At 43.4% G+C, this 3,073-nt stretch carries 3 protein-coding genes and 1 pseudogene; 2 read left to right on the top strand and 2 right to left on the bottom strand.

The genetic code is table 11. The features are described 5' to 3' along the window. Positions 1-238: 238 nt before the first annotated feature. Positions 239-409 carry a hypothetical protein gene (locus tag AC1DUA_RS35135; protein ID WP_477504143.1) on the bottom strand — a complete coding sequence of 57 codons (171 nt, stop codon included), beginning with the start codon at positions 407-409 and terminating at the stop codon, positions 239-241. 59 nt (positions 410-468) lie between these two features. Further along, complete coding sequence (locus tag AC1DUA_RS35130; RefSeq protein WP_477504142.1) at positions 469-1,353, bottom strand: DUF2334 domain-containing protein; 885 nt, start codon at positions 1,351-1,353, stop codon at positions 469-471. 395 nt (positions 1,354-1,748) lie between these two features. On the opposite strand from AC1DUA_RS35130, the gene AC1DUA_RS35125 reads away from it, so the two are divergent. Both AC1DUA_RS35125 and AC1DUA_RS35120 read left to right on the top strand, forming a co-directional pair. Further along, a complete protein-coding gene (locus AC1DUA_RS35125; RefSeq protein WP_477504144.1) occupies positions 1,749-2,528 on the top strand; it encodes a LacI family DNA-binding transcriptional regulator in 780 nt (259 codons plus the stop codon). Between the two features lie 103 nt (positions 2,529-2,631). Continuing rightward, a pseudogene (locus tag AC1DUA_RS35120) lies at positions 2,632-3,073 on the top strand (hypothetical protein); the annotation flags it as partial.

Raw genomic sequence — 3,073 nt, 5'->3', positions numbered from 1 at the left:
ATCTACCGCTAATCCGTCCCCTGCCACTGAGTAGGGGAGATTAACGGTAGATTTTCCAGCTATTCCAGCGGGAACATCCAAAAGTTACGCCGCCACAGGGAGCGGCAAAGGGTAGATGGCTTGCTTTTAATTAACACCGACTGCTCCTGCTAATGAGAAGCCCCTTAACACACAACAAAAATAGGCTGCCCCAAGGTCAATCAACCTTGTGGGCAGCCTATTGATGCTAACGTTATCCTTAGTCCTGTGACTGACTATTGGAAGAGGAAGTTGAATTTGATTTGAATACTTCTGCCGCTTCCTCTGCAGAGAATTCTGTATCCTCTTGACCAGGAACCGGTAATTTATTTAGTTCGGTAGTCTGCACTTGGGCTTTGGAAGCTTGATTAGATTGATCTTGATTCGGCATGGTGACACCTCCTTTGCTCGATAAACAACAAAGTGTAGTATGCCAAAGTTTGGAACTATCTATACGGATTGAGTGGACATAAAAGAATAAATTAAATCTTGGATGTTTACGAACCGGCGCTCTTTGGAGAGCATGTGGTGCACAATCCGCTTCAGAGGGGTTCGTTCCTCGTAGTAAGGTGGGGCATGTTTTCGAATGTGAATATACGGAAATTCCAGAAAAGGGTGATAATAAAAGGAAGCCAAATCATTCGCATCGTAGTGATTCACTTGATCCATAATCCTTGTGACATCTTGCTCTATGGCATCACCGCTGACATAGCCTAGAGGTGTAGGAACGTAGTAGGTTCTTCCAACGATAGAAGCAGCAATTTGATAAGTCACCTGACGATTGGTTGGGTCATGGGGATTGTTTTCATAAATTAACCATGAGCATGTTTCCAAAATCGTACGCTGCACCTCTGATGCCGCATAGTGTGGAGTTTCAAACCAATCGGGCCGCAAGCCGGCGGCTTGAAAAGCGGATAAGGCCATATGAAATCTGCCATAAGCATAGGACCTCTGAATATGCAGGCTATCGGAAAGGGAAGACTTCGGGTCATCCGGTGGGCAATCCTTGAGACAGTCCGGATACGCGAATTCATACCCTTCACCGCTAATGGATTGCCCGTACTGATGGGTATACCCATGAATACCTAGGGAAGCCCCTCGAGTTCTTAAGGCTTGTAATGTTTCAACGAATCTTACGGAAATGGTATCGAACGGATTGCTGATGGTGCAGTCATATTGCAGATTCGGATTGATGTAGCGAGGAATAACGGCCACATGAAAAGGGATTTTTTGCATATATAAATAATCCGCAACGGCACGTAATTTCAATTGGCTTTCCGCTCTTTCGTAATCTCCGCCAGGTCCAATATCTTCAAGCCGCAGCAATGCTTTCACGGTGAAATCCCTCCACAACGATTATGTTGGATACTTCCAATACCATTGTATGTGTAAGACTTCTGTTTCATTTCGCTGAATATAAAGGCTGCAATTCATGTTGTTTATTGTCGATTCATGACCGATATAGACGAAATTCTCCCTCTAAGGAAAGAAGGTTAAAGTAAGCGCTTACCACGAATTGTTAAAATGCTGTAAAGCCTTATGAATCATTAGGTTAACCGCTTTCCTTCATTTTACGAATTATTAATAAAAAACAGGTTGTATTTTGATTTTTATCATCTATAATAGGGAATATGAAGGGCGTTAAACCGGTTTAATTAAACCGCTTTAATGAATGGAAAGTGAATGCCATTTTTAGTCGCATAGAGGGGGTGGAAAGATGGCTACCATTGATGATGTTGCCGCTGAATGGAGTCATTAAGGAATGTACGAAGCATGGGTACCGCATCTTGCTTGATACGCTTCCAGAGCATGAGGATCTTACACAATTTTCAAGCGATCCTGTCGATGGTGTTATCATGTTGAATCCACGTAAGCATGATCAACGCATCGAGCGTTTCGAGCAGATGAGAATTCCCTTAGTGTTGGTAGGCAGACCTGATCCCTTGGAAAGTTCAATCAGTTACGTAGATAATGACAATGAACAGCTTGCTTATGAGGTTGGCAGTTACTTATTGACGCAAGGCCACCGCTCTATTTTATTCCTAAATTCTTCAGCAAATATGACGGTTTCAGACGATCGTGTAAATGGGCTTAAGAAGGCTTATGAAGAGCAGGGAGTTCCTTTTGTTAACGTTCAAGTTATGAACTTTGTCCGAAAGCAGCATGCAACACCAATGGATTACGGCTATATGTCTATGATGGACATGCATCAAAAGGGTCCTTTCACAGCGGTTGTCTCCGACACAGACAGAGTTGCACTTGGGATTCTGAGGGCCACCCGTGAGCTGGGAATAGACGTTCCAAGAGATCTTTCGATTGTTGCTTTAAGCAACGACGTGAGGCTAGCCGAAGAGATGACGCCGAAATTGACTTCTGTTGAGCTTTCTGCAGAAACACTTGGAGCGGAAGCGGGACGTATCTTAATTCAAAAAATGAAAGATCCATCAACAGTGGAACAATTTATTGTAGACGCGCAGCTCATTGTACGTGAATCTACTCGACCCCTATAAGGATTAGATTCTTTAATAAAAGGTTCCTCATCTATAATGAAAGCGCTTTATTAATATTTTGTAAAGACTAGTTCTATCACTATGCAAATAACGGAGGCGTAATATGAAAGCCAAGAAAGCGAAAGTCGTTAGTTCGATGATGGCGGTTCTGCTAGTCGGAAGTTTAGCAGCGGGTTGTACATCTAACAGCAATACAGCAACGGATGCTCCCAAAGCATCGGATCAGCCGAAGACGGAAGGCAAGAAGGAAGATCGCTCTTTACGAATAATGACCGGTGTTGTTGGCGGTAAAACACCAGAGGAGAACGTCCTGTTTGAGAAAGAAATTGAACGTCTAACTGGCATCAAAGTTAAGACTGAAAAGCCAGCTTCCGATTACAATCAGAAGCTGATGGCGGCCATTTCTTCCGGTGAGAAATTCGACCTTCTTCAAGTGAGCAAAGAGCTTATGAACACGTTGACAGATCAAGGCATTCTAATGCCTTTAACGGAGCAAAGAGCTTATGAACACGTTGACAGATCAAGGCATTCTAATGCCTTTAACG

The organism is Paenibacillus sp. 01T422 (genome assembly GCF_056398785.1).
This window is presented reverse-complemented; position numbering and strand designations above follow the sequence as displayed.

Excerpts from the sequence above, each read along its gene's own strand:
- AC1DUA_RS35125 (WP_477504144.1), top strand. The coding sequence starts at position 1,749 with ATGATGTTGCCGCTGAATGGAGTCATTAAGGAATGTACGAAGCATGGG.
- AC1DUA_RS35135 (WP_477504143.1), bottom strand. The coding sequence starts at position 409 with ATGCCGAATCAAGATCAATCTAATCAAGCTTCCAAAGCCCAAGTGCAG.